This window comes from Nitrospina sp. P1_D6 (assembly GCF_052156615.1).
In the GTDB taxonomy this organism is placed as follows: Bacteria; Nitrospinota; Nitrospinia; order Nitrospinales; family Nitrospinaceae; genus Nitrospina.
The window spans coordinates 111,258-136,948 of the sequence record NZ_JBQKUN010000006.1 but is presented as its reverse complement, the minus strand read 5'-3'; the positions used below and the strand labels follow the sequence as shown (position 1 = coordinate 136,948).

At 57.7% G+C, this 25,691-nt stretch carries 25 protein-coding genes and 2 tRNA genes; 7 read left to right on the top strand and 20 right to left on the bottom strand.

Annotated features, from left to right (window positions below):
* Positions 1–10: 10 nt before the first annotated feature.
* The 4 genes from ACTRXA_RS11710 to ACTRXA_RS11695 form a co-directional block, all read right to left on the bottom strand.
* The gene (locus tag ACTRXA_RS11710; RefSeq protein WP_442427372.1) at positions 11–934 is read right to left on the bottom strand and encodes a hypothetical protein; all 924 of its coding nucleotides are present in this window, start codon (positions 932–934) and stop codon (positions 11–13) included.
* A 91-nt stretch (positions 935–1,025) separates the two neighbouring features.
* Positions 1,026–2,000: a methyltransferase domain-containing protein gene (locus ACTRXA_RS11705; RefSeq protein WP_442427371.1), complete on the bottom strand. Its 975-nt coding sequence runs from the start codon at positions 1,998–2,000 to the stop codon at positions 1,026–1,028.
* Positions 2,001–2,043: 43 nt separating this feature from the next.
* Complete coding sequence (locus ACTRXA_RS11700; protein ID WP_442427370.1) at positions 2,044–2,313, bottom strand: hypothetical protein; 270 nt, start codon at positions 2,311–2,313, stop codon at positions 2,044–2,046.
* A 54-nt stretch (positions 2,314–2,367) separates the two neighbouring features.
* Entirely contained in the window at positions 2,368–2,934 is a 567-nt protein-coding gene (locus tag ACTRXA_RS11695; protein ID WP_442427369.1) for a sigma-70 family RNA polymerase sigma factor, read from the bottom strand.
* A gap of 66 nt (positions 2,935–3,000) precedes the next feature.
* Here ACTRXA_RS11695 and ACTRXA_RS11690 point away from each other — a divergent pair, with 66 nt between their 5' ends.
* A complete protein-coding gene (locus tag ACTRXA_RS11690; protein WP_442427368.1) occupies positions 3,001–3,306 on the top strand; it encodes an ArsR/SmtB family transcription factor in 306 nt (101 codons plus the stop codon).
* Positions 3,307–3,371: 65 nt separating this feature from the next.
* On the opposite strand, the gene miaA is transcribed toward ACTRXA_RS11690, so the two are convergent.
* Both miaA and ACTRXA_RS11680 read right to left on the bottom strand, forming a co-directional pair.
* Positions 3,372–6,551 carry a tRNA (adenosine(37)-N6)-dimethylallyltransferase MiaA gene (gene miaA / locus ACTRXA_RS11685; RefSeq protein WP_442427367.1) on the bottom strand — a complete coding sequence of 1,060 codons (3,180 nt, stop codon included), beginning with the start codon at positions 6,549–6,551 and terminating at the stop codon, positions 3,372–3,374.
* The gene (locus ACTRXA_RS11680; protein WP_442427366.1) at positions 6,502–7,182 is read right to left on the bottom strand and encodes a tRNA1(Val) (adenine(37)-N6)-methyltransferase; all 681 of its coding nucleotides are present in this window, start codon (positions 7,180–7,182) and stop codon (positions 6,502–6,504) included. The genes miaA and ACTRXA_RS11680 overlap by 50 nt, the downstream gene beginning before the upstream one ends.
* 238 nt (positions 7,183–7,420) lie before the next feature.
* Here ACTRXA_RS11680 and ACTRXA_RS11675 point away from each other — a divergent pair, with 238 nt between their 5' ends.
* Positions 7,421–7,687, top strand: a complete 267-nt coding sequence (locus tag ACTRXA_RS11675) for a hypothetical protein (protein ID WP_005005332.1) — start codon at positions 7,421–7,423, stop codon at positions 7,685–7,687.
* 7 nt (positions 7,688–7,694) lie between these two features.
* Here the strand turns inward: ACTRXA_RS11675 and ACTRXA_RS11670 are convergent, their stop codons facing one another.
* From ACTRXA_RS11670 to ACTRXA_RS11645, 6 genes are all read right to left on the bottom strand, one after another.
* Entirely contained in the window at positions 7,695–8,669 is a 975-nt protein-coding gene (locus ACTRXA_RS11670) for a succinylglutamate desuccinylase/aspartoacylase family protein (RefSeq protein WP_442427365.1), read from the bottom strand.
* Complete coding sequence (locus ACTRXA_RS11665; RefSeq protein WP_442427364.1) at positions 8,666–9,628, bottom strand: succinylglutamate desuccinylase; 963 nt, start codon at positions 9,626–9,628, stop codon at positions 8,666–8,668. The genes ACTRXA_RS11670 and ACTRXA_RS11665 overlap by 4 nt, the downstream gene beginning before the upstream one ends.
* Before the next feature lie 12 nt (positions 9,629–9,640).
* Positions 9,641–11,104 carry a sigma-54-dependent transcriptional regulator gene (locus ACTRXA_RS11660; protein WP_442427363.1) on the bottom strand — a complete coding sequence of 488 codons (1,464 nt, stop codon included), beginning with the start codon at positions 11,102–11,104 and terminating at the stop codon, positions 9,641–9,643.
* Positions 11,101–12,189 carry a two-component system sensor histidine kinase NtrB gene (locus ACTRXA_RS11655; RefSeq protein WP_442427362.1) on the bottom strand — a complete coding sequence of 363 codons (1,089 nt, stop codon included), beginning with the start codon at positions 12,187–12,189 and terminating at the stop codon, positions 11,101–11,103. The genes ACTRXA_RS11660 and ACTRXA_RS11655 overlap by 4 nt, the downstream gene beginning before the upstream one ends.
* A 14-nt stretch (positions 12,190–12,203) precedes the next feature.
* Positions 12,204–12,605, bottom strand: a complete 402-nt coding sequence (locus tag ACTRXA_RS11650) for an FmdB family zinc ribbon protein (protein WP_442427361.1) — start codon at positions 12,603–12,605, stop codon at positions 12,204–12,206.
* Positions 12,606–13,210: 605 nt separating this feature from the next.
* Positions 13,211–14,128: a branched-chain amino acid transaminase gene (locus ACTRXA_RS11645; RefSeq protein WP_442427360.1), complete on the bottom strand. Its 918-nt coding sequence runs from the start codon at positions 14,126–14,128 to the stop codon at positions 13,211–13,213.
* 131 nt (positions 14,129–14,259) lie between these two features.
* Between ACTRXA_RS11645 and ACTRXA_RS11640 the strand changes: the two genes are divergently transcribed.
* From ACTRXA_RS11640 to ACTRXA_RS11630, 3 genes are all read left to right on the top strand, one after another.
* Positions 14,260–14,332: transfer RNA gene (locus tag ACTRXA_RS11640), tRNA-Lys, on the top strand.
* 28 nt (positions 14,333–14,360) lie between these two features.
* Positions 14,361–14,438 (top strand) — tRNA-Glu (locus ACTRXA_RS11635).
* A 294-nt stretch (positions 14,439–14,732) separates the two neighbouring features.
* Complete coding sequence (locus ACTRXA_RS11630; protein ID WP_442427359.1) at positions 14,733–15,215, top strand: hypothetical protein; 483 nt, start codon at positions 14,733–14,735, stop codon at positions 15,213–15,215.
* Positions 15,216–15,328: 113 nt separating this feature from the next.
* Here ACTRXA_RS11630 and ACTRXA_RS11625 read toward each other — a convergent pair whose 3' ends face one another.
* Positions 15,329–15,691 carry a cupin domain-containing protein gene (locus ACTRXA_RS11625; protein WP_442427358.1) on the bottom strand — a complete coding sequence of 121 codons (363 nt, stop codon included), beginning with the start codon at positions 15,689–15,691 and terminating at the stop codon, positions 15,329–15,331.
* A 342-nt stretch (positions 15,692–16,033) separates the two neighbouring features.
* Here ACTRXA_RS11625 and ACTRXA_RS11620 point away from each other — a divergent pair, with 342 nt between their 5' ends.
* The gene (locus ACTRXA_RS11620) at positions 16,034–16,651 is read left to right on the top strand and encodes a hypothetical protein (protein ID WP_442427357.1); all 618 of its coding nucleotides are present in this window, start codon (positions 16,034–16,036) and stop codon (positions 16,649–16,651) included.
* Here ACTRXA_RS11620 and ACTRXA_RS11615 read toward each other — a convergent pair.
* Positions 16,644–18,782 carry an EAL domain-containing protein gene (locus tag ACTRXA_RS11615; protein ID WP_442427356.1) on the bottom strand — a complete coding sequence of 713 codons (2,139 nt, stop codon included), beginning with the start codon at positions 18,780–18,782 and terminating at the stop codon, positions 16,644–16,646. The genes ACTRXA_RS11620 and ACTRXA_RS11615 overlap by 8 nt on opposite strands.
* A gap of 330 nt (positions 18,783–19,112) precedes the next feature.
* Here ACTRXA_RS11615 and ACTRXA_RS11610 point away from each other — a divergent pair, with 330 nt between their 5' ends.
* Complete coding sequence (locus ACTRXA_RS11610) at positions 19,113–19,496, top strand: VanZ family protein (protein ID WP_442427355.1); 384 nt, start codon at positions 19,113–19,115, stop codon at positions 19,494–19,496.
* A gap of 6 nt (positions 19,497–19,502) precedes the next feature.
* Here ACTRXA_RS11610 and gmd read toward each other — a convergent pair whose 3' ends face one another.
* The 6 genes from gmd to rfbB form a co-directional block, all read right to left on the bottom strand.
* On the bottom strand, positions 19,503–20,570 hold the full coding sequence (gene gmd / locus ACTRXA_RS11605; RefSeq protein WP_442427354.1) for a GDP-mannose 4,6-dehydratase: 1,068 nt from the start codon (positions 20,568–20,570) through the stop codon (positions 19,503–19,505).
* 49 nt (positions 20,571–20,619) lie between these two features.
* Positions 20,620–21,621, bottom strand: coding sequence for a GDP-mannose 4,6-dehydratase (locus ACTRXA_RS11600; RefSeq protein ID WP_442427353.1), 1,002 nt, complete (start codon positions 21,619–21,621; stop codon positions 20,620–20,622).
* Complete coding sequence (locus ACTRXA_RS11595) at positions 21,618–22,490, bottom strand: polyprenol monophosphomannose synthase (protein WP_442427352.1); 873 nt, start codon at positions 22,488–22,490, stop codon at positions 21,618–21,620. The genes ACTRXA_RS11600 and ACTRXA_RS11595 overlap by 4 nt, the downstream gene beginning before the upstream one ends.
* Before the next feature lie 97 nt (positions 22,491–22,587).
* Entirely contained in the window at positions 22,588–23,520 is a 933-nt protein-coding gene (rfbD, locus tag ACTRXA_RS11590; RefSeq protein WP_442427351.1) for a dTDP-4-dehydrorhamnose reductase, read from the bottom strand.
* Between the two features lie 7 nt (positions 23,521–23,527).
* Positions 23,528–24,430 carry a glucose-1-phosphate thymidylyltransferase RfbA gene (rfbA, locus tag ACTRXA_RS11585; protein WP_442427350.1) on the bottom strand — a complete coding sequence of 301 codons (903 nt, stop codon included), beginning with the start codon at positions 24,428–24,430 and terminating at the stop codon, positions 23,528–23,530.
* 10 nt (positions 24,431–24,440) lie between these two features.
* On the bottom strand, positions 24,441–25,502 hold the full coding sequence (gene rfbB / locus ACTRXA_RS11580) for a dTDP-glucose 4,6-dehydratase (protein ID WP_442427349.1): 1,062 nt from the start codon (positions 25,500–25,502) through the stop codon (positions 24,441–24,443).
* Positions 25,503–25,691: the final 189 nt, after the last annotated feature.

The window sequence follows — 25,691 nt, the reverse complement described above, 5'->3', positions numbered from 1 at the left end:
TCCCGGCGGGTTACTGGTAGTACTGCGCTTTCTTTTCGCCGAAGGGCACCAGCTTGAGCGAAGGCGTGCCTTCGTGGTCAAGGAAAACCTTGTACGTGTAACGTTCGGTGGCTCCGCTTTCCCAGTAAATGAACAACTGGCCGTTGGCGGCGGAGTAGCGTCCGGTCGTTACATTCGGGCTTCCTTCCGAATGCGCGTTCACGCCGAGCCCCGTGGTGTTGCCGTCCACACGTGTTTTTGATGAATACAGCACCGTGCCGTCCTGTTGAAACGTCCACGTGACCGTCGAATTGGCGAATACGGAGGCTCCAATGCCTACACTGCCTTCGGTGGTGCTTTTCGACCATCTGCGGAGCAGCGCGGAGTCGATCGAAGGCGGTGTGGACGCCAGGCTGGCGAACACCTTGCGGGCCGTGTTTTCGAGGCCGCGTTTGCTGTTTTGGGGAGCAAGGTGAATCATGTAGATTCCCTGGTCCTGGTGGATGGTGAGGAACACCACATGCCTGTGCGTCACGCCGGCAGGGAGCTTGCCCTCGAAAGTCATCACCGTTGCCGCACCGAGTTTGGTGGTGAACGCCTTCGGCTGGTTGGAGCGTTTCATGCCGGGGAAATTGGTGGTCCAGATCTGGTCGAAGAACTGCGCCACGCGCGGGTCCCTGGGGTCGGTGATGCCTTCCGCGGCAACGCTCTGGAACAGCAGGAACTCTTCCGGGATGCCCTGCGGGTTGAACTGCACCGGCTGGGGGATGACGTAGATACCGGATTCGTCCTCTTTCAGCAGCCAGTCTCCGGGATAGTCGAACTGGATTCCGGCGGGATGCTTGAAGGTTTTCCAGCTTTCCGCCCGCGCGGAAACCGCGAAAGAGGTCAGGATAAACAGGGTCGCTGCCAGCGACCAGATACAAAACGGGGTGGGCCGGATTGGATTCCGCATGATCTCTCCTTGGAGAAAAACTCCTGCGCCCCTTTGCAAACCGGACCGGGGCGGGAAGCGTCCTTGCGGGACGGTGGGTAATCGATTTGGGTCAACCGCAACAGGAATCGTCGCCGCTGTCCTCCACCTGTTCGGTTTCCGGGTCGATGATGTTGAACAGGCCGCGGTAGGGCCCGTGACTCAATACCTCTCCCAGTTCTTCCTTGATTTCCACCGCGCGGCCAACCGGAAACGTGATGCCCTCGCAGGTGACCTCGTTGAACGGTCCGGCGTAAATGGCCAGTACGTTGCCGCTGCAACAGGACTCCTCGATGTTCAATGGCTTGTAACCGGCGAGCAGGTATGAATAAAACCGGATGCCTTCAACCTCTTTCCACAGGTAATCTTTGGTGACCTGGAATCCGTGGAACCCTGCCTGGCGGGCATAGTCGAGAAACTCGTCGAGGGTGAGCGCTCCGGAAACGCACTCGCCCCACAGCTCGCGGTTCTCGCGCATGGCGGCCGGGACGGGCTGGTCGGAGACAATGTCGGCGATGACGAAGCGCCCTCCCGGTTTCAGGATGCGGCGGATTTCCTGAAACACGTCACCCTTGCTGGGTGACAGGTTGACCACGCAGTTGGAAGTGATCACGTCGGCGCGGTTGTCCTCCACGGGTATCGCTTCCAGAAAGCCGTGGTGGAATTCCAGGTTGTTGTAGCCCAGGTTTTCCGCCACGCGGCCGGCGTTCTTGCGGGCGACGTTCAGCATCTCTTCGGTCATGTCGACGCCGATGACGCGGCCCGTTTCGCCGACGCCCCGGGCGGCGATGAAGCAGTCGATGCCGCCGCCGCAACCGAGGTCCACCATGGTTTCACCGGGCTGGATGTCGGCGCGGCTCACCGGGCTGCCGCATCCGTAGGAAATGCCCAGCACCTCCTCGGGAATGTGGGAGAGGTCGCCGGGGTCGTACTTGACCGGGCAACACAGGTTTTCCTGGGTGGTCGCCGCGGCTTTGGAGTAAAACTCGCGCACATCGTCGTGGGAGACTTTCGCTTCCGTGTCCATTTCCGATCGCCGTTCGTTCATTCGCATCATCCTTTCCAAATTGAGCCGGGGTTTTCGCCTTCGCTCACAGTCCCTGGTGTTTTTTTAATGCAGCCTTGAGGCTTTCCCGGCAGTCTTCGGACATTGTGAACTGCGGGCCCAATGGTGTGTCCTCCCGTCCCAACCCCCGCGCCAGCACCCGTACCGTGTTCAGTTGGCGCTGGTACGCGCGGCACATCCTGCAAAGAGACAGGTGCAAGGCCACACGCAGCCGCTTGGACAGGGGCAGGGTGTGATCCATCATCTCCGAAATGAGCGGAGAGGTGTCTTCACACCGCAATTTCATGAATCGCATCAAGGTACTCATTCAATGGCATTCCAAAAAAAGGCAGTCATCCTGCTGCCGGGTTCACCGCCTAAAGTGGGTTTCCAGGCACTTTTTCAACTGGTTCCGGGCCCGGTGCAGAATCACCCACAGGTTGGTCGGCTTGATCCCCATTTCCTTGCAGATATCCTCTGACGACATTCCCTCAATTTCTTTCATAACAAAGATGTCACGGAACTTGTCGGACAGCCCGCCCATGCAGTGGTTGAGTGCTTCCAGAAGCTGGGTGTTCTCCACCGCTTTTTCCGGATTGATTTCCCAGTTTCGCGGCGGCGAAATCCAATGCCCGGTTTCATTATAGGCGTTTTCATACGGATCGGCATCGTCATCAGGGGTCAACTCGTAAGTCCGTTGACTTTTCTGACTGCGGAAGTGGTCCATGATCTTGTGCTTGAGAATGCCGAACAGCCAGCTTTTTTCCGACGATTTTCCGGCAAAAGTGTGTTGTGCCTGCAGGGCCGCAAGCAGGGTGGTCTGGATGATGTCGTGGGCGATCATCGGGTCTTTTACCCGGACAAGGGTAAAGCGGTACATGGTATCGCCGTACCTGTCCACCCATTGTTCGCTGTCGATATTCGGTTTGCTATCCACGCCACCTCATGCTGCCGTTCACGCTCCAAGTTGACTTCGATCCGCCGGATTTCCTATACTGCCGGTATGGACAAGACCTTCGACACAGCCGAATGCGCCCGCATTCTGAAATCCCTGGGCGAAGAATCCCGCCTCAAAATCGTCCAGTTGTTATTGCAGGGAGAATGCAATGTTTCGAAGGTGGTGCAGTCGCTCAACATGGCCCAACCCCAGGTCTCGCATCACCTTGCCATCCTGCGCGGGTGCGGCCTGGTGAGCACCCGCAGGGAAGGCAACCGCATCATCAATTTCATCGATCCCGAAGTCCGTTCCATGTTGAAAAAAAATGAACTGGGGCTGGACCTGGGATGCTGTTCGATCACCTTCGAATAGGATTCCCTTGCCGTTTTCACAGCAGGAATACGCATTATACCCGCCTACATGCTCATGAACCAAACCTAAAAGGTCTTGTTGCTTTCCGTTTCGGTCTGGGTCGCTCCCGCATACAGCCGTTTGTACAGATCGTGGTTTCGCGACACAAGCTTGACGTACTTGCGTGTTTCGGGGTAGGGAATGGATTCGATGAATGCGTCGTGATCGTCCAAATCGCCAAACCGTTTCCTCCAGGCATCCAGCACGTGAGGCCCGGCATTGTATGCGATGAGGATGTGAATGCGGTTCCCGGCGTGTTCCTGCATGAGGTGGCTCAAGTAACGCACGCCGAGGCGAATGTTCAGGTTGGGATCGAACAGCTCCTCGATGTCCAGGTCTTCGGCATTTCCCGCCTGCCGGTGCATGCGTGAGGCCGTCTTCGGCATCAATTGCATGAGCCCCCGTGCTCCGGCCGGGGAAACCGACCACCGGTCGTACAGGCTTTCCTGCCGCATGAGGCTGATGACCAGCAACGGATCCACTTCAAAGGACTGGGCCCAGTTGCGCACTTTCTGAAAGTAGGCGGGAGGATAATAATTCTTCCAGAACGCCTCCGGCAGTTCCTTTTCCCCGTGGCGCGATTTGAAGCTGCGGTACAAACCGAGCACGCGCTGCGAATCGGAAAACGCGTGCGCGCGGTTGAACCAGTGCGACAGCCACATCACTCCCTCGAAGTTCTTGCGCACCGAACCCGCGACCTCGCGTAATTCCTCGCGGGCCCGGCGGTGAAAGCCGAGCTCGATCAATTCCAGTGCGCGGGAAAAATGCAACCATTCGCCGTCGTCCAGCGGCCGGCCGGGATTGCCCTGAGAATCGGTTTCCGGGGCCAGGCCGGTCTGCACTACCGGAGTCACGGCAACCTGGGTCAAGGTATGGGGATCGGTCCCTGCGTCCAGTTTGTTTTGTGCCTGCAGGCCGTAATAGGTGTAGGGGTACTGGCGTGCCAGGTCCTCGTAAACCTGCCGGACCTCGTCCGTTTTGTTCTGTTTCTCCAAAGACTTCGCCAGCCAGAAGGCATTCTTGTCGGCAAAGTCCCCTTCCGGAAGCCGCTGGAGGTTGGTGCGAAACTGGTCTGCCGCCGCTTCCCAGCGTTCGGCGCGGTAATGAACCCAGCCGATCTGCCACGCCGCCTGCTGGCCGAACTCGGTTTTCTCATGGCTCTTTACAAGCGTACGGTAGGCCGTCAACGCGGCATCCTCGTTTTTCGCTTCTTCATGAATTTTCCCGACGATGAATGCCGCCTCGGTTTTCAGGTCCCGCCGCCCGGCGGTTTTCACCACTTTTTGAAAATGCTCCAGCGCCGCATCCCGGTTGCCCAGGTTCCACAGGTTGCGCCCGACGATGAACGCCGCCTTCGGTACCTTGTCGTGCAGGGGGTAACGACGCATGAACTCGTTCAGCACCTCGTTTGCCGCGGCGCGGTCGCGCAGTCCCTGGTGGGCATCGGCCAGAATGAAATAAAAACGGCCGGGCAGGATGCGACTGGAAGCGTCCATCAGGGACCGCACTTCATGAATCACGGTTTCGAACCGCGCCTGACCGAGCAGTTTGCGCAGCCGGCGCGAACGTTCGCGTAGAGACAGCGGTTTTGGCGTGACGCTTTCGTTTGCAGTAAGGCGGGCCAGTGCGGCTTCGGCATCCTCCGCTTTGGGGTGATCGGGATAGACTGCGTACAACGTACGCCAGGCATCGTATTCCCCTTGCAGGTCGCCGGTTTTTTCGTACAAGGTGATCTGTTGAGTCACGATGTCTGGCAGGGTTTCCATGTAATCTTCCATGCTGACGCGGGAGCGGATCAGCCGATAGGCTTCCTTCAGGTGGCGCAGAGCGGGTTCGGGATGGTTCTGCAGGCGATGAATGTCCGCTTTCAACAGGTGCACGCGCGGCAGCAAGAGTGAGGAGGGAATACGCACCGCCAGGCGGTCCAGTTCCGCCAGCGCTTCCGCGTATTGGCCCAGCGCGGTCTGGGAGCGGGCACGCTGATAGCGGATGTCGTCTTCCACCTCCGGGTACAGGGTGAGGCTTTTATCAAAAAACTTGAGCGCCTGTTTGTGGTCCAGGCGGTTTGAATGAACGCGGGCGAGGAGGTAGGTGACGCGTTTGCGGGTGATGGTATCCAGTGTTTGCTGTTCGAGCGGCTGGAGGATTTGGAGCGCCTGGTCCCACTTTCCGGATTGCACCATTTCCACCGCCTGGCGGTATTCCTCCTGCACCTCGCCGGCCTTCACGTTCCCGGGCAACAGGGTCAAGCAGAAAGCCAGGAGCAGTGCCACGGTGCTGGGCAGGAGGCGCAGAACTTTTTCCGCCAGGGTCGAACCCGTGTCCGCAGCGTGGACCGGGACGGGGCGGGTGGCCTCCATTTTTTTGAACCAGGTGATCTGCCGTTTGGCGAAATGGCGCGTCTCCCGCTGGATTTCATAGCACGCCCGATCGAGGGAAATGGCGCCTTCAAGGTGACGCACCATTTGCGCGTAGCCAATGGATGAAAACGGTTTCCATTCCTTTTTGTAACCCCGTTCCATGAGCCGTTCGACCTCCTCTTTCAATCCGTCGTCGATCATTCTTTCGACCCGGCGATTGATGTGGGTGTACAGGTCCTGCCTCTCCCGTTCCAGAAGAAACAGGTGGATGTCGAAATTGTATCCGGGTTCTTTATTGTCCATGTCGGTCTGGTGAAAGGAGGACAGGCGCCGCCCGCTTTGGCGGAAAACGGTGAGCGCGCGTTCGATTCGGATGGGGTCGTTGGGTTCGATCTGGGCCGCGTATTCGGGATCGACCTTTTTTAATTCATCGTGCAGGGCGGCCGGGCCGCGCTGTTCGATTTCGCGTTGGACCTGTCTGCGGACTTCGGGATCCGGCTGCACGGCGCACTCGTAGTTTTCGATGAAAGTTTTCAGGTACAACCCGGTGCCGCCCACCATGACGGGGATCCTGTTGCGCGCGAGGATATCCCGCACCACTTCCTGCGCCCGCTGTTTGAAGTCAAATGCGGTGAATGGCTCGTGCGGGTCGAGAATGTCGATCAGGTGATGAGGAACACGCGCGCGGACTTCATGAGACGGCTTGGCGGTGCCGATGTCGAAGTGGCGGTATACCTGCATGGAGTCGGCACTGACGATTTCCACATCCATGTGACCGGCCAGAGCGAGCGCCGTATCACTTTTCCCGGAGGCGGTGGGACCGGCCAGAATAATCAAAGCGTTCATAAATGGCCTGCATCGGCCCGGTGTACGAGCCGTCGGGGTTGTACATGACCAGCGTCTGGTCTTCGCACCGGCCGCAGAGTTCCGCTTGCGTCGCCTCCATGATCAGGATGCGCGGCTCGGTGTCGTGATGTCCATGAACGGTGAGGCGTCGCCGGGGGACGAGTCCGTTGCGTTTCAGTTCGGTCACCCATTCATCCCGCCGAAGCGGCGGGTAGGCCAGCACCAGTTTGCCATGCGGTTTCAATAGCGGCGCGGCGGCGGCGATGAGAGCGGGCAAAGAGAGTTTCAGTTCATGGCGGGCAATGGCTTTTTCCGGATCCGGATTGATACGGCCGCTGTTGCGCTTGCGGTAGGGCGGGTTGCTGACGATCCAGTCGAACGACGACGGAGGATGATCCCTCGCCATTTCCAGAAAATCCGCGTGTTGAATGCGAATGCCTGCCCGTCCACTCTGCGCCACGTTGCGAATGGCTATGCGAACCAGTGATTCCTGGATCTCAACACCGGTGATATCTATTTTCGGTTCGCGTGTGGTGAGGAGCAGAGGCAGGATGCCGCATCCGGTTCCCACTTCCAGCACGCGCTGAGCCGGTTCAGGATCTACGAAATGCGCCAGCAGAAACGGTTCCACCGAATAACGGTAACCTGTTGGATTTTGCTCGATTGATAGGGAATGGGGCATCGGACTGTGGCACCAGGGTCGTTTTTAAACGGCTCCAGTCTATCCCAAAGCGACCTTTCCGGCAAGGTTCCGTGCCTCTGATTGAGATCGATCTTATTGTTTTTTAACGTGCATTCTGTTATACTTTATTTACACACTTGTTGTAAATCAAATAAACGGATTCTCTTAATATATAGGAGGGGGACCCTTGGACGGCATCATTACTGAACAGTCGATCATGGGCGCGGTCATCATGCTTCTGGGAATCGGCCTTTTGAACTTGTGCAACCGGATTGAACACAAGGAATACATGGCCCGCACCGATCCCCGCGAAAAATGGGGGTTCCTGGATGGTCAAAAGAAAGATGAGATGAAAAAGCGCTCGATCCGCGGCACACTCATGGCCCTGGCGGGAGCGGGTTTTTCACTTTGGGGATTCGTCATTCTGGTCATCCATTTCTCCTCGTTGGAGTGACCTTGATTTAGAAAGGCCAGAACCACTTGGAATGGCCCCCGGTGAGAAGGATCGCCACCGCCTCTTTTTCATGGGCCAATGGGTGAACACGCTGGCTTACGAGAAGCCCCCCCTGCGGGGCGACCACCGTTTCCAGCAACTGTCCCCCATACAGTTCGAACACCTCTCCCAGTTTCTGGCCGGCCGCCACCGTTTCTCCCACTCTGCCACAGGGTAGATACAATCCTGCCACTTGGGTATTCACCCACACTTCATTTTTGGATTTGTAGAACATCGCCTCCGTCCCGACCGTTTCCCCGTCCGGTTCATCACAGGAAAGGAATTCCATCTCGCGCAGGAAATGCATCATCGCTCCGAATAAGGCGTCGATGGCAAAGGAATCGCATACCTGCGGGCGCCCGGCGGACAGGGTGAAGGTCTGGATGTCCATTTCGTGCCATTGGCGGCTGAGTTGCAGGTTGACCGATGGAATATCGGGAACCTCACGGATCACCGACAGGTTGAACTGGCGGCTGGCCTTGCGCATGGCGAGGCTCGGACGGTAGACCCTCACATGCGGTGCATCCTCGAAGTGGGCCGATCCGGTTTGAAGAATGATTCCGTAGTCCGACCCGGCGGTCTCGTGAAGCAGACGGTTGCACAACGTTTCGGTGAGGTCGCCTTCCTCGCTGCCGGGGAAGGCGAGGTCGGCGTCCAGGTTGTCGTACCACCATGTAGCGGTTCCGGATTCCAGAGCGCGGTGGTTGACGACCGGGAATACCTGCACGGTGCCGGAAAGTTTCAGGCCGGGCTCGTTGCCGTCGGCGACGCTTTGCAGAAAGTGCGCGATCCGGCCCGCGGCGAGCAGGCCGTTCAACCGGTCGCCCTGGATACCCGCAACGATGGACAGCTTCTGTCCGCCCTCCGGTCCCTCCCACATGTTTTTGTAGAGGGCGAGCGTATCGCCGAGCGGCGTGGTGGTGGAATAGATTTCCTGCTTCACGATTCCGGATCCAGCGCAATGCGCGCCAGCAGAGCGCCGGAATGGACCAGCGGATGCTCGCGCAGGGTGAACAGCAGTCCCGCGGCGGGTGCGGTGACGTCTTCCAGCACTTCTCCTTCCACCACGTCCAACACCTGTCCCAGGGGCTGACCCTGGCGGACCGTCTCCCCCGGCTGAACCGAACTGACAAACAGGCCGGAGTGCTTTGCTGTCGCCTGCATGACCTGCTTCGGGTAGAGCACGCGTGGTGACCGGACGCTCTCCGGTGACAGGTAGTTGGCGTCGAGAATACCCAGGTGAAGCAGGTAGTGCATCATGCCCTCGAACAGGGGATCGATGAGATGGGTGTGGATTCGCTGGCAGATGCCGGTCTCAATGACGAGGGTCGGAATTTTTTCCTGGTTGAGGTTGTAACCCAGTGTTGATTCGAACAATCCCGCCATCGGGTGGACCCAGACAAGGTCGGCGTTCGCCTCGCTTGCCAGCGGTAAAAGGTCGACTGCGAATTCCTCGATGACCCGGATCTGCGGCAGCTCCAGAAGGTGCAGGTTGCTGGCGTGAATATCCACCGCATACTCGCTGTGGTTCAGGATGTCCTTGTAAAGCAGGGAGGCGGCACGGGTTCCCACGGTATGACCGTTTTCCTGGCCAATGACCCGGTTCATGTCCAGTCCGTAATACGGCCAAAGACGGTTGGAACTGTGTATGCCCGCCGGGTTGGCCGCGGGATAAAAATTGATCTGGCCGAGAAACACCTCCGGCTGTGTGTCCTGCAATTCCCGTAGCGCGCGAATGATACGGTGACACAGGTAGAGCCCCGCCAGTTCGTCCCCATGCAGTCCCGCGACAAACGAAATACGCCGGGTGGGTTTGCCGTTGTGCGCCGGGAAGGTTTGACGGACGATTTCCAGACGACCACCCATTGCATTTTTGATGGATACGATGGCTTCCGTCTTCACAGTGCGGACTTTCTAGTGCGAGAGTGGGTTGGAGTCGTTGTTTTTCTTTTTGGGCTCGATGCCCATGGCGTCGATCTTGCGCTTGAGGGTATTGCGGTTGATGCCCAGCGATTTCGACGTGGCCACCTGGTTGCCGCGTTTGCTCTCCAGCAGTTGTTCGAACAGGTGCTTTTCCACGGCCTGGATGAGCAGGTCGTAAAGCTGGCCATCTGCGTTTTCCTGGTTTCCGGCGAGGAAGTCGCGCACCACGTTGTCTAAATGTGTCTCCCAGGACTTACTGGTCTTCGGTGTTTTGCGTGCTTCCGTGAGGAGCGGGTCGGGCAGATGTTCCGGCAACACCGGGCCCCGGGTCACCAGCACCAGGCAGCGCTTTATGATGTTTTCCAACTCACGGATGTTACCCGGCCAGGGGTACTGCATGAGGAGTTCCGCCGTTTCCGGGGCGAGGTAAATGCGGTCCTGCGTCGATAACTTCCCGTACTTTTTAAGGAAAAATTCCGCAAGAAGGGGAATGTCTTCCGCGCGGTCGCGCAACGGGGGCAGGTGGATGTTGATGACGTTCAGGCGGTGGTACAGGTCCTCGCGGAACCGGTCGGCTTTCATGAGGTCGGGAAGGCGCTGGTTGGTGGCGGCGATGATGCGCACATCCACGCGGATCGAGTCCTTGCCGCCGACACGGTAAAATTCGTTGTTTTGCAGGACCCGCAGGATCTTGGCCTGGAGCGGAAGTTCCATGTCGCCGATTTCGTCGAGCATCAGGGTGCCGCCATCGGCGAGCTCGAACTTGCCTTTTTTGGTTTCCACCGCCCCGGTGAACGATCCTTTTTCATGACCGAACAGCTCGCTTTCCAGCAATTCGCGGGAGATGGCGGCGCAGTTGATGAAAATGAACGGCTTGTGTGAACGGTCGGAATAGTGATGCAGGGCGCGCGCGACAAGTTCCTTCCCGGTGCCGCTCTCGCCGGTGATGAGCACCGGAAACTGTGTGGAGGCGGCCTTGCCGATGACCTTGAAGATGTCCTGCATGCGCCGGTTCTTGCCGATGATGGCTTCCAGCGAAAAGTCATCCTGCTTTTGCTCTGCCTTCGGTTCCGGAGCTTGGACCCCGCGGCTTTTTTCCACCCGGTCGATGAGTTTGAAAATTTCGTCGAAGTCGAACGGTTTGCTTATGTAATCGTACGCTCCGTGGCGCATGGCCTCGATGGTGTTGTTCATCGTGTCCTGCGCGGTCATGACGACGATATGCGGGCGGTGATCCGTGTCACGCACCTTCTGCAGAAGCTCAAGGCCGCTGATGCCTTCCATGAAGATGTCGGTGAACACCATGAAGTAGGACTGGCTTCGGATCTTTTGCAGGGCTTCCTCGCCACTGCAGGCCGTATCCACATTGTAGGGCGAATCCTCCAGCGCCTGGGTGAACAGCCAGCGGATGTTCTCCTCGTCGTCCACGATCAGGATGTCTATCGAACCGTTCATGCATTCTCCTGTTTGACCGGCAGGTACACCTGCACCCGGGTGCCGGAACCGGGTTCGGAAATGACTTTTATCTTACCGTGGTGGTTTTCGACAATCTTAAGTGAAAGCGGAAGCCCCAACCCGTTTCCCTGGCTCTTGGTGGTGTGGAAGGGGGTGAACAGGTGCTTCATGTTTTCGGGCGTGATCCCCAGCCCCGTGTCCACGATCTCGACCAGGATGGTCTTCCGCCGGTCGGGGCGAATCTGGGAGCGCACGGCATAATCCGTGTGATAGCGCGTCAGGACCTTCAAGGTGCCGCCGTCCGGCATGGCTTCGACCGCGTTCTGGATGAGGTTCAGGAACACCTGCTTCAGCCGGTCGCCGTCGCCTTCTATCGGTGGCAGGCTGGGATCGTAGACGGACTCGAACCGGATGGCCGCTTCGTGCGACTGTTTTTCCAGCAGGAGGATTTCCTCCAGAATCTGGTGGATGTTGATGGTCTCGAGGTCGAGGTCCAGGGGCCGCGCGAAATTGAGCATGCGGTCGATCATGCGGTTGATGCGCTCCGATTCCTTGATGACCACGTCGAGAAATTTGTGATGTTCCTCCGGCAGTTTTCTGCGGAGCAACTGTGCAGATCCGGAAATGGACACGAGCGGGTTCTTGATCTCGTGCGCCATGCCCAGCGACAACGTGCCCAGGTGGGAGATGGCGTCGAAAGGGCGGCTGATCTCCTCCAGTTCCTGCGCCAGCGTGCAGTCGCGAACGTACAGCACCGCCCCTTCCGGCTGGTTCTGGTCGTTGATGTAAGGCGATACGGTGATGCTCACGGGAAACGTCGTGGAATGGGCGCGTCGGTGACCCTGTCCTTCAATCTGGTGATAGGCCACCCCGTTTTGCAGGGTGTCTTCGATCTTGTTCTGCAACTCCGGCTGGCCGGGAAACAGGTCGCCCGCCGGGCGGTTCAAAAAATGATCCCGGGATTGCTGGAACATCTCCTCCGTGGCCAGGTTGGCGTGGAGGATGGTTCCCTCCCGGGATATCAGGATGATGCCATCGACGATGGACGCAATGATGTTTTTGAAAACAGGGTTTGCTTCCCCCATATAAACGCGGGACCTCAGTTTTTGGATTTGGCCCCGGACTTTTTGGCTTTTTTCTTGCCCCCGGAGTACGGGTTTTTGCTGGCCTCCGCAATCGGGTTGGACTTCAGCTTGGGCGCGGTGGTGGTGGCCGGGTTGGCGCACCCGGGGCTCGAACAGCTCTCGCCCGAAGGAGCCGGAGCACTGTTGCCATTGTCCTGCTTGCTTTCCGCCTCCCAACCTTTTTTGCGGGATTCGGACGGGTAGTCCGTTGCATACCAGCCGCTGCCCTTCAGGATGAAGCCCGAAGCGGATATTTTGCGCCGGGGCTTGCCTTTGCATGCAGCCGTCTCGCATTGCTTGGGTGCCTTGGCGTTTATGGACTGCATCAACTCAAACGTGGTGCCGCAGGATTCACATTCGTATTCGTAAATGGGCATTTATTCTAACTCCTTGAATTGTATGGGACCTATCGCCTGGCCGGGTGAGGAGGCCGTCTCCCCGCCGCTGTGGCGGCAAAACCTGTTCAGGAATAAGATGCCCGTTTGCGCTTGGCAAGTTGTATGCCGCATTTTAATGCATTTTTTCCGGTAAATCCAATTTGTTTAACGGGTTTTCGTCCGTGATTTTTTCGTCGATTTCGGGCCGGACTGCGTCCGGGGGCAATAGAGTGGATTCAGGATCGGGCCCACGGACCATCGATCGCCAGAAGAGCAGTACCCGGTTTCCTTCCCCTCGTGGAGGGGCGGACTGCGTCCGGGGGCAAAAGAGTGGATTCAGGATCGGGCTCACGGACCCTCGATCGCCAGGCGAGCAGTACCCGGTTTCCTTCCCCTCGTGGAGGGGCGGACTGCGCCCGGAGGCAAAAGAGTGGATTCAGGATTGGGCTCACAGACCATCGATCGCCAGGAGAGCAGTACCCGGTTTCCTTCCCCTCGTGGAGGGGCGGACTGCGCCCGGAGGCAAAAGAGTGGATTCAGGATCGGGCCCACGGACTCTCGTTTCGCCGGGAGGGCAGTACCCCGTTCTCAGTCCACTTGGTGGACTAGACTTCGGTGAGCCAGTGTTGGAACTTGGCCTGCTTGCCAGCGACGGTCTGGAAGAACATATCCTGGATTTGTTTGGTGATCTTGCCGCGTTTGCCGTCGCCGATGGTGCGGTTGTCCACCTCGCGCACCGGGGTGATCTCCGCCGCGGTGCCGGTGAGGAATATCTCGTCGGCGATGTACAACTCGTCGCGGGTGAGAACGGCCTCTTCCAGCGGAATCTTGAGGTGCTTGGCGATCTGCACCACCGCGTTGCGCGTGATGCCGTCGAGGATGCCCGTCGATAGCGGCGGAGTCATCAACGTACCCTTGTGGTAGAGGAAGATGTTCTCGCCCGAACCTTCGGTGACGTAACCGTTGGTGTCCAGCATGATGGCCTCGTCGTAACCGTCGCGTACCGCCTCCGCCTTGGCAAAGATCGAATTGATGTAGTAGCCGCAGGCCTTGGCCTTGGTCATGGTGACGTTGACGTGGTGACGGTTGAAGGACGAGACGCGGACGCGGATGCCTTTCTCCAGTCCGTCGTCGCCCAGATACGTGCCCCACGGCCAGGCGGCGATGGCGACGCGAACGTGAACGCCGGTCGGGTTCAACCCCATCTTGTTGTCGCCCAGGAAGACGATGGGGCGGATGTAACATTCCTCGAGCTTGTTGGCCTGCACCGTCTGGATGATGGCCTGCGTGATCTGTTTCTCACTGTAGGGGATTTCGATGCCGAGGATTTTCGCGCCGTCAAACAGCCGTTTGACGTGTTCCGGCAGGCGAAAGATGGCGGATTTTTTTTTGCCCGAACGGTAACAGCGGATGCCTTCGAAGACCCCGTATCCGTAATGGAGTGTGTGCGTGAGGACGTGAACATTGGCCTCCGCCCACGGGACCAGCCTGCCGTCCATCCAGATTTGTTCCGATTTTTCCACGTCTTGCCTGCCTGATAAAGGGGGATGAATAAAGGAAGTAATTGTATGTAGGGCCCCGGGCAAAATCAAGCCTAATAAAATCAATTGACATGATACAATGCATTTGATACATCTTAACGCTTTGTGAACGGGAGCCGCTAGCTCAGTTGGTAGAGCAACGGCCTTTTAAGCCGTGGGTCGAAGGTTCGAGCCCTTCGCGGCTCACTTTTTGTCCACAAAGAACAAACAGGGCGTCCCCATCGTCTAGCCAGGCCCAGGACACCGGCCTTTCACGCCGGCGACGGGGGTTCGAATCCCCCTGGGGACGCCAAGTTTTCTCCTTCCTTGCGGTTTTCTCCACCCCCGTACTAATCCTGAATCAGGAAAAGTTATCCGTATCATTGGGATTACAAAAAAAAAATTTCTGAATTGGTACGCCTTGAAAACCCCTCCCAGTTCTTCACTTATGCGCAATGCCCGATTTTTATGCGCCTGAAAATGAATCGATTCCGCTTCTCTCCTGTCTCAATATAAAGAACGAATTTTAATACCGAAGGGGACTTCTTTTGAATCGAGGGTTCCACCTTGAGCATTCCGGAACCCGTAAAAGAGAAAGGAGCAATTCATGTCCAAACCGTTTGCAACCCGCATCTCCTATATAGCCATTTTTTCTGTTCTGTTCCTCGCGCTGGGTGTCGCCGCGCCTTCGCTTGCAGAATCCAAAGCGAAGGACAAAACCACTACCGGGGACATCGGTAAAAGGTTCGACGCGCTGACCGAGTCGATCAAAAACTATTCGGTGCAGGAAAAAGAAGAAGCCGTCGCCGAGGTCGAGAACAATCTCGAGTATCTCGACCGCCGCATCGACGCGTTGCAGAACAAGGCCGACCGCAAGATGGAGTCGATGAGCGCCGAGGCGAAAAAGGATTTGAATGAAAAACTGAAGGCGCTGAAACGCGAACGCGACGAGGTCCAGAAATGGCTGGGCGAGATGAAACGCAGTTCCAAAGACGCGTGGGGGGACATCACCGACGGTTTCTCCGACGCCACCTCGCGGCTGGGCAAAGCGTTCGGCCGGGCTGCGGATGCGTTTTCCGAAAAACGCTGAGTATTGGAAGCTGATTCAGTTGTGAAAGAGGGTGGGGCGTTTCGCCCCGCCCTTTTTTATTTTGTGTGCGTCCGGTTTCCTCAACCCGGGTTGCCGGACAGGCAGGAGGGTGATCACTCGTCGCGGTGCACGGTGTCCGGGGAAAACGCCGGCAGGCACACGGCAACATACTGGGCTCCACCGGAGCGCGGTGTGCTGTAGCGCACCCATTCGCCTTTGGGGGTGATGACCGCCTGGCCTGCGCTCACCTCAAACGTCTCCTCCTTCGTCTCCACTTTCAGCATGCCCTGCAGGACGAGGGTGTATTCGTCGAACTCCGGCGTCTGCCCCGGCTCTTGCCAGCCTTCGGGACTGGTCATATAGGCGATGCTGACGTCCGATGTTTTCGAATTGACCTTGCCGATGTATTCCTTGATGACCTTGGGCTTGGTGCCGGCGGCTTCCACCAGGGTGGGTTTGTCGATGAGTCGGGCCATGCGCGCGTTTCCTCCGGTTGAAGGAGCCCTTCCACCGGGGCCTGTAAAAGCCTGCGGACTGGGGCTCAAGTATTGAAAAAAGCTAACGATAAAGACTTACACTCAAGAGGTCAAGAAAGGCGTTTCCCACCGGGCTTCCGGGCGCTGAGGAGCGTCCCGGAAAAGACCTTTAAATATTGGGATTTGCGCAGGATTTTCACGCAGCACCGCAAACGGGGTTTGTGTTTGACGGTATGGGGGATTTTGGTTATGATTGAGTATCCGTTTGAGAAAAATTTGAGGGCAAACAGTGCCCGCATGTCCCCCGGACCCCGGAAGGCAGAGGGTCTGCAGAGGTCGTCCATGGAAAGGACCCTGGAATTCGTGAGAGCCGTTCGGTTTCATCTGGGAAGGTGGGTGTTTCCGGTGGTGGAGCCGATCTGCATCCTGATGGAAAACCTGCGTCCGCAGGTTCGCCGGCACTTCGAGCAGGCCATCAAGAACCTGGAGCGACACAACCTGGCCGGGGGCCTGATGAACCTGAACATGGTCCTCAGCCTGAAACCGGACCATTTTCTGGCACGGGTGTATCGCGGACGGATTTACCTGCGCGAAAAACAGTTCCGCCTCGCTTCGGAAGACTTCGTGCAGGCCGGGGAAATCAGCGCCTACCGGTTTTCACACTACAACGTACGCCGGGAATACCTGGACGCCCTGCACGAAGGAGCGCGCCACCGAAAAGAGGAAATGGAATCGGTCAACCACGAAACCCTCTCGCAGGAGGAATTCGAATCGCTTCTGGAAATGGACGACGCCGATGAAATGCTGCAGGAGGAGGATGTGGCGTTGTTCGAGGAGGACCTGGAGTTGACCGGTGATGAGCGGGAGAAATTTCAGGACATGGGTCCCATTACCGGAACAGAGGCCGACAATACGGATTGGGACAAAGTCATCAAGCAGTTGACATCCCGCTTCAAGTGACCTCCAACCCCTTCAGCAGCAATTCTTCAGCCCGGTGGGCTTCCAGCGGTTTGCTGAACAGGTAACCCTGCCCTTCATCGCAGTCGATCGTCTGCAGAAAACTTTTTTGCTCCTTCGTTTCCACGCCTTCCGCAATGGTTCTCATTCCCAGGCTCCGTGCCAGCGCGACCACCGCACGCGTGATGGCCTCGTTTGTAGGATCGGTCAGGTCGCGGATGAAGGATTGGTCGACCTTGAGGTAATCGATCGGCATGCTCTTGAGGTAGCTCAATGAGGAGTAGCCGGTGCCAAAATCGTCGATGCAGATTTTAATACCCAGATCGTTGAGGTTCTGCAGGATGTTGATGGCCAGCGTGCTGTCCTGAATCAGGATCGACTCCGTCACTTCTACCTGGAGTTTTTGCGGATCGATGCCCGTGTTCTGAATGATGCCTTTGATTTCGGAGACGAGGTCCGGCGAATTGAACTGAATGACCGACAGGTTGACGGCGATACTGATATCCGGATTGATCTTCTCCAGCCGCTTGATCTGCTGGCACGCGCTTTCGATGATCCAGTGCCCGATCTGGATGATGAGCCGTGTCTCTTCGGCGATGGGGATGCTTTTTTGCGGATTGACAAATCCCAACTCCGGGTTTTCCCAGCGAAGGAGCGCCTCCATGCCCACCACCTTGCCGGAGCGCAGACAGATTTTCGGCTGGTAATACAGTTGGAACTCGGTGCCGCCCACCGCCTTGCGCATGTTTTTCTCGATAACCATGCGTTCCACTGCGAGCGTGTTCATGGACTGCGCGAAAAATTGGAAGGTGTTGCGGCCGCGTTCCTTGGCCCGGTACATGGCAAGGTCGGAGTGTTTGAGCAGAGTTTCGATCTCCTGTCCGTCGTCGGGGAACACGGAAATGCCAATACTGCATGTGATGTACAATTCGTGATTCTGGATACGGTAAATAGGCGAGAGGACTTCAAGCACCTTCTGCGCGCGGTCCACGATTTCATCTTCTTTGGTGAGGTTGGGCACGACGATGACGAACTCGTCTCCTCCCATGCGGGCCACCGTGTCCTCCTGCCGCACCACCTTTTTCAACCGGTCCGCCACCTGCTTGAGAAGCAGGTCCCCCAGGTCGTGACCCAGCGTGTCGTTGATGGTTTTGAAATGATCCAGGTCGAGAAACAGGATGCCGACTTTTTCCTTCGCGACAGAGGCGGCGGTCAGGGCGACTTCCAGCCGGTCATTCAGCAGGTTCCGGTTCAACAGGCCTGTTAGAGGGTCGTAGTACGCCATCTGCCGGATCTGTTCCTCCAACTGCTTGCGCTCGGTGATGTCCTGCGACCACACCATCACCTGCGGATGGGTACCGAGATTCTTCACCAACTGGCAACGGCACTCCACCGGATAAGTGGACCCGTTTTTCCTGCGGTACACGGCTTCGAAGACCGTCATCGGGCGGATGTTCTGGATGAGGGGCTCGAACAGACGGTCGATGTCTTCCTGGTCCAGGCTGATGGCCAGGTCGAGGAAATGCATTTTGAAAAGGTCTTCAGGCGAGTATCCCACTTCACGGCAGACGGGAGCATTGGCCTGGGTGAATTTGAATGTTTCCAGATCGAACAGCAGCACGTCGAGATAAGTGTCGTTCATGAACGCGATGGGATCCACCCCGGACTCCTCGTCCATCGACGGCAATGAAGCCGCCAGGTCCGAGGAAATCTTTCGCGAGCGGGCGGACAGGTTCCGCATCATCGCCATCAGCGCGCGAGGCTGGTTGGCGAAGTAGCTTTCGAACAATTCTTCGTTGATCTCGATCAAAGTGGAGGGCATGAGCGTTTTGGCGCTGGCAGTGCGCGGCTGGGATTCGATCATCGACATCTCGCCGAAATACGCTCCGGGTTTCAGCGTGGCGAGGTTTTTCTTCTCGATATAGATCAACACCTCGCCTTCGAGCAGGATGTACATGGACTTTCCCGTGTCGCCCTTTTCAAACAGGACGGTGTTGGCGTCCAGCACAATCTCACTGCAATCAGAGGCCAGCGCATCGAGGGTGTCCTCTGAAAAGAAAGTCATCAGGTCGATGCGCTTGAGGAAAAGTTTCTTTTCCTCTGCGGCCCGGAACGCAGGCACACTGGGGGTCATGGGGTTCCCATTCGTTAGAATTGTTATGTGTTGTTAAAGTCTAACAGATTTTAGTATGAAGCCAACCAAAAAAGGGAGCAATTCCTTGTTTTTAATGGCCTTTTGATTAAAACCATCTCAAAAGGATTGATTAAAAAGAGTTGAATTTGGCGTCATAAAGAAAGCACCATCAATTCGGATTAAGACCTGTTCCTGTAGTGGGATTTGAGTTAAATTGGGCAATGGGAAGGGGTGACACCATAATCCCTCAGCTCCGGGCCACGGTGGGCCGGTTGGCCCGATATGCTTTCCGGGCTCCACTTCATTCAATTTGCTTGAGGTTTCCGTTTCATGGAACCGTTGCAACGATCGCGCCTTTGGTGGGGACTGGGCTATCTGCAAATCGGCCTGATCGTGATCGTATCGTTGATGCCCGCGCCGGAGCTGCCGGACCTCGGTATCGACCGGCTTGATAAGATCCTTCACTTCGCCGCTTATTTTATCCTGATGCTGTGGTTCGTGCAGATCAATCCGCCGGACCGCTACGGTTTCTGGATGCGCATGTTTATCAAGCTGGGGCTGGCTCTTGAGGTGGTTCAGGCGATGATCGGCTACCGTATGTTTGATCTCTGGGACATGGGCGCGAACTTATTGGGTGTGGTTGCCGGGTGGGGACTGGGCCGCGCCGGGGTCAATCGTATTCTGGTGAAAGTGGAACGGGCCTGGCTGGGGTGATGCGGATCACGCCCTGGTGGGGCTGAGAATGTCCCGCCGCTTCAAACCGTAGTGAGCGAGATCGCTTTCCACCATATCCCGCACCAACTGCTCGAACGGAATTCTTGGTTTCCAACCCAGCCGGGTTTGCGCCTTGGTGGCGTCGCCGATCAGGGAGTGCACTTCCGCCGGGCGGTAAAACCTGGGATCGATTTTTACTTTTACCCGGCCGCTCGCCTTGTCGCGCCCGACTTCTTCCGTTCCCTCTCCCTCCCATTCCAATTCCATGCCGCAGTGCGCGAACGCCGTTTCCACGAAATCGCGAACGCTGTGTTGTTGCCCGGTGGCGAGGATGTAGTCGTCCGGCTTGTCCTGCTGGAGCATCAACCACATCCCTTCCACGTAATCGCCGGCGAACCCCCAGTCGCGTTTCGCGTCCAGGTTGCCGAGTGACAACACGTCCAGCTTGCCCGCCAGCATCTGCGCCAGGGACAACGTGATCTTGCGTGTCACGAAGTTTTCGCCGCGGCGCGGGGACTCGTGATTGAACAGGATGCCGCAACACGCGAACATGCCGTACGCTTCGCGGTAGTTGACGGTGATCCAGTGCGCGTACAGCTTGGCGCATCCGTAGGGACTGCGCGGGTAAAAAGGGGTGGCTTCGGTCTGCGGTGTTTCCAGCGCGTGGCCGTAAAGTTCGCTCGTCGAGGCCTGGTAAAAGCGGACGCGGTCGGTCTGTCCGGTGCCGTGCAGGGCGTCGAGCAGACGCATGGCGCCGATGCCCACCACTTCGCTTGTGTATTCCGGCATCTGGAAACTGATACCGACGTGGCTTTGCGCCGCCAGGTTGTATACTTCGTCCGGGCGAATCTGCACCACCAGCTTGTTCAGGCTGGAGGAGTCGGTCAGGTCCGCGTAATGCAATGACAGTTTGCCTGCCCCGATTCGCCCCTCCCGCAGGTGTTCGATGCGCCCGCGGTTGAACGTGCTGGAGCGGCGCACGATGCCGTGAACGTGGTAACCCTTTTCAAGCAGGAACTCTGCCAGGTAACTGCCATCCTGTCCCGTGATGCCGGTGATGAGGGCCTGTTTCATGGTCGCGTCCCAAAACGTTTTGTCGAGAAGTTCAGTATAAAGGCAAAAATTATTTTTCGGAGAGTTTTCCGCCTGCCGCCAGCTTCTGAAAGTAGTCCATGTCCGCCCACACCATCTGCCGCACCCAGTCCTCGAACGGCATCTTCGGTTCCCAGCCCAGCCGCTTGCGCGCACGGGCGGCATTCCCCACCAGCGGAACGTTCTCCGTGGGGCGGAAAAACTCTTCATCCTGCACGACGTATGGTTCGACTTCCAGTTCCAGCTCTGCAAACACGCGTTTGAGGAAATCGCGGATGCGGTGCGTCTCCCCGGTCGCGATGACATAATCGTCCGGCGCATCCACATTGAGTGCGGCGTGCATGGCGACAACATAGTCGCCGGCGTAGCCCCAGTCGCGGACGCTGTCGAGATTACCCAGCCGCAGCTCCTTTTGCAAACCGAGCTTGATGCGCGCCGCGGAAGCGGTGATCTTGCGGGTCACAAACTCGAAACTGCGACGCGGCGATTCGTGGTTATACAGCAAACCGGTGCTGACGAAGAGGTTGTGATGCCGCATGTAATACTTCACCAGGTCGTACGCCGCGACTTTGGAGACGCCGTAAAGATTGACGGGGCGAAACGGGGTCTCCTCCGTCTGCGGCGAGTGCGGCGCATCGCCGAACATCTGCGCCGACCCAGCGAAAAATACGCGGCAACGGGGCGCGGCATTGCGGATGGCGAGCAATACGCTGTGGGTGCCGTCCACATTGGTCTGGATGGTTTCCATTTCCGAATGCGGTGAGTCTCCGGCGAAACTTTGTGCGGCGAGGTGATAGCATTCGTCCGGATTCACGTCTTTCAGTATCCCGGTCAGCGCCTGCGTGTTGAGAAGCGGAGCGGCGTGCAGGGTAATGCGGTTCCGCACCGCGTGCAGACGCCACAGCGATGGCTCCACCTGCTCCGCCGGACCCGGCCGGATCAATCCATGCACGACGTAGTTTTGTTCAAGAAGACACTCCGCCAGGTAACTGCCGTCCTGCCCTGAAATTCCGGTGATGAACGCGGTCTTCATGCCGTCTCCAATTCCATATCGAACAGGTATCCACAGTGCAGGCATTTCCTCCGGGTAAGAATTTCATTTCGCGCCAGTTCCATGGAGTGGGGGGATCGACAGTGCTTGCACTCGGCAATGGCAAGGGGATGCGTAGCCTGAAGGTATTTGCCCGTCCACGGCAGAACGAAGCACCGGCGGAACGCCACGCGCAACAGGTTGAGCATGGCTTTGAGGATTTCGCGCTTGGAGATTTTCGACTGCCCCGCGCGCCGGTCCTCGAAATGAATCGGAAACTCCGCCATTTTTTTGGTTGCACGGTGAACGAGGAAAATCGATTCCATGAAAAACGAATAGCCTTCCGACCGCAGTGAATTGAGATTCATGCGCTTCAGCAGGCTCACATGAAAACCGCGGTAGGAGGTGGTGGTTTCATGCGTCGGGATGTGAAGGAGCAGGCGTACCAGCGTGTTGGCCGTACGGCTGACGAAGGTTCGGACAAACCCGTAATCGCACTGCCCCCCTGGCATGTAACGTGAACCGATGACGAAGTCGTTTTCCTCCAAAAGCTTTAACAGTGTGGGCATGTATTGCGGATTATGTGAGAAGTCGGCGTCCATCGTGATGAGGATGTCGTAATTATGCTGGATCGCAAACTGCATGGCGAACAGGTGCGCCGTACCGAGACCGAGCTTTCCCGGACGGTGCACGATGTGCAGGCCTTGCTTGCGCTCGGCGATCCGGTCCAGCAGGTCGCCGGTGCCGTCGGGCGAGGCGTCGTCCACCACCAGGATGTCGGCATCGGCGACGTAGCGGCGAATGCTCTCGATCAACTCTTCAATGTTGTCCGCCTCGTTGTACGTGGCGGTGAACACCAGGATGCGCGCCATGATTCTTTATAGGATTGCGGGTGAATGGGCTCGATATTCCATAAAAACAGGTTAACGGGCGATTCGCAATCTGACAAATGAATCTTGAAGGATGGAATCAGGCGGCGGGGTCGGACGCCGTCTGGTTGTTCAGGCAAAATGTCAGCGCGCCTTGCCAGTCGGGCAGGATGATGCCGAACTGCTGGCGCAGTTTTTCGATGGACAATACCGAATTGGCCGGGCGCGGTGCGGGTGTGGGGTAGTCGCCGGTCGGGATGGGTCTCAGTCGCGGACGTTCGTCCTCCGGCAGGGCGTCGAAAATGGCCCTGGCGAATCCGTACCAGCTCGTCCAGCCGGTGCAGGTCAGGTTGTAAATACCGGAGGCCTTCTCGATTCCGCTCACGTCTCCCGATTCGCGGTCGCTCAACACCTGGTCGAGGATGTTCGCCGTGGTCTGTGCGATCAGGCGGCTCCACGTGGGGGAGCCCACCTGGTCGTTCACCACGCGGATTTCATCCTGCTCGCGGGCGAGACGCTGCATGGTCAGAAGAAAGTTGTGGCCGTTGAGACCGTACACCCAGCTGGTGCGGAAAATGAAATGCGGAATGCCCGCCTGCTGGATAGCGGCGTCGCCCGCGGCCTTGGTGATGCCGTACACGTTTTTGGGATTGGGCTCGTCGGTTTCCCTGTAAAAACCGTGTTTGCTTCCGTCGAACACGTAGTCGGTGGAGAAGTGCACCATCGCTGCGCCCAGTTCCGCTGCGCATTCGGCCATGACCTTGGGTGCAGTGCCGTTGATGGCCATGGCACGGTCACGTTCCTCCTCGGCGCGGTCCACCTGTGTGTAGGCGGCGGCGTTGACGATGAGGTGCGGCCGCCATTCCGTCAGGTATTGCTTCAAGGCATCGGGAAAGGCGAGATCGAGTTCGGAGGAAGAGGGTGCGCGCACATCGCCGAAAGTGTCCAGAAAGGACCACAACTCGCGTCCGATCTGCCCGGTTTTCCCGGTCAACAGTATTCGGCGTGGGGCATTGTGCGTGGAGTTGGTCATCGTTTTATCATTTTAAAATCTGCACGCCCGGAGGCGTGTTGCGCCCGGTCAGGCTCAGCAGGTACGCGCCGTAGCCGTTGTGACCGTACAGCGCGGCGAGCTTCTCCAGCTGCCCGGCATCGATCCATCCGTTCTGGTAGGCGATCTCTTCCGGGCACGCGATCTTCAGTCCCTGCCGCCGCTCGATGGTTTCGACAAAGGTGTTGGCTTCGAGAAGGGCTTCGTGCGAGCCGGTGTCCAGCCACGCAAAGCCGCGCCCCATGATCTGCACCTGGAGCGCTTCCCTTTTGAGGTAATGCTGGTTGACATCGGTGATCTCCAATTCACCACGGGCTGACGGTTTCAACCCGGCGGCGATGCGCACCACCTCGTTGTCGTAAAAGTAAAGGCCGGTCACGGCATAATTCGAACGCGGCTGTTTCGGTTTTTCCTCCAGGCTCACCGCCCGGCCGTTTTTGTCGAACTCCACCACTCCGTAATCCTGCGGGTTGTTCACCCAGTAGCCGAACACCGTTCCACCGGAGGGCTGACGGCTCGCCGCCTGCACCATGCGGTCGAGTCCTTCACCGTAATAAAAGTTGTCGCCGAGGATGAGGCTGCACCCGTCGTTGCCGATAAACTCTTTACCGATGATGAATGCCTGTGCCAGTCCTTTCGGTTCCGGTTGCACCGCGTATTGGAGGTTGAGCCCCCACTGGCTTCCGTCTTTCAGGAGATTCTGGAACTGGGGCTGGTCGTGCGGTGTGGTGATGACGAGGATGTCGCGGATACCCGCCTGCATCAAGGTGGAGAGCGGGTAATAGATCATCGGCTTGTCGTAAAGCGGAAGCAACTGCTTGCTGACGGCCAGCGTCAGGGGATACAGCCGGGATCCGGTTCCGCCTGCCAGGATGATGCCTTTGGTGATCATCGTTGAAACCTCAGGGTTTGGAGAGTCCGAGCCGTTCGCCGCGATACGCCCCGCTGGTCACGCGTTCGACCCATTCGGGGTGGTCCAGGTACCACTTCACGGTTTTGCGCAAGCCGGAATCGAAACTCTCGTCCGGCTTCCAGCCGAGTTCGTTTTGGACCTTCGTGGGATCGATGGCGTAGCGCCGGTCATGCCCCGGCCGGTCCTCGACGAAGGTGATGAGTTTTGCATTGGGTTTGTGTGGTGAACCGGGAACCATCTCGTCCAGCAGGCGGCAGAGCGTCTGCACCACTTCGAGGTTCGTTTTCTCACCATGGCCGCCGATATTGTACACCTCTCCCGGTTTGCCATTGGTCAGCACGCATTCCACTGCCTTGCAATGATCTTCCACGTACAGCCAGTCGCGAACCTGCCTGCCGTCGCCGTAAACCGGGATCGGTTCGCCGCGCAGGACTTTCTGGATGGTGAGCGGTATCAGTTTTTCCGGAAACTGGTACGGGCCGTAGTTGTTCGAACAGTTGGTGGTGAGCGTCGGCAGGTTGTAGGTGTGGTGGTACGCACGCACCAGGTGATCGGCCGCCGCTTTCGACGCCGAATAGGGCGAGTTCGGGGCGTAGGGCGTGCTTTCAGTGAACGCATCCGTCGGTCCGAGCGATCCGTACACCTCGTCGGTGGAAATGTGCAGAAAGCGGAACATGTTCTTTCCCGGGTCCGGCAGAGAATTCCAATACGTTCGCGCGGCCTCCAGCAGTTCGAAGGCGCCGACGACGTTGGTCTGGATGAAATCTCCGGGCTGGTCGATGGAGCGGTCCACGTGCGATTCGGCGGCGAAGTTCACCACTGCCTGCGGCTGGTGCTCGGCGAACAGCTGGTTGAGGAGCGTGCGGTCACGAATGTCGCCGTGGACGAACACGTGATGAGGGTCGTCGAGGACGGACGACAGGGTGTCCAGGTTGCCGGCGTAGGTCAGCGCATCGAGGTTGACCACCTTCACGTCACCACGGCGCAGCAATCCCAGCACGAAGTTGCCGCCGATGAATCCCGCGCCGCCGGTGATGAGGTAAGTTTTCATGAAATTCCCAATGAGTGCACCCGATATGTTTCTTTTCGGAAAATTTTGGTTTCTACATTAGATTTGTGAAGCCAAACCCCGGAATTCCCGGTCACATTGTACCACGGGGCAAGTTATGATAAACAAAGCTATCGGGTCTATGTCCAGGGGGACGGACACGATCTGGAATCTCCTTATATAAGGAAAGCT